The 380-nt window shown below is 60.5% G+C and carries 1 protein-coding gene; it reads right to left on the minus strand.

Annotation, left to right across the window (positions count from 1 at the left end):
- Positions 1-369, minus strand: a 369-nt coding sequence (locus ALO_RS23790; RefSeq protein ID WP_413788500.1) for a hypothetical protein, incomplete at its 3' end; no start/stop codon positions are given.
- Positions 370-380: the final 11 nt, after the last annotated feature.

Consider the following 380-nt stretch of genomic DNA (forward strand, 5'->3'; position numbering starts at 1 on the left):
ATCCTGATTGATGGCTTCTTGGGCGGTGACGGTGAGGGTTCCCTGGCTGTTGAGGGAGGAGCCTTGGTTGAGGAGGTGTTCTGCGGCGTGGAGGGTGAGGTCGTTTTCACTGAGGAGGTAGGCGCCTTGCCGGTTGGTGAAGGTTTGGCCGCTGATGTGGGTGAGTCCGCCGCTTTTGAGGGTGGATGTCTGGTTTTGGCTATGGTCGGCGCTGAGGGTGAGGTCACAGCCGCTGTAGAGAAGGGCGTTGGCTGTGTTGGCGAAGGCAGCGGCGTTGATTTGGGTTTGGCCGGCGGCGGCGAGGGTGGCGGTTTGGTTGGTGAGGTCTTGGGTGAGGCTGAGGTTTAGGTTGCCGCCGCTATAGATCAGGGCGTTTTGGT

It is taken from the genome of Acetonema longum DSM 6540 (assembly GCF_000219125.1).
GTDB classification, from domain to species: Bacteria; Bacillota; Negativicutes; order Sporomusales; family Acetonemataceae; genus Acetonema; species Acetonema longum.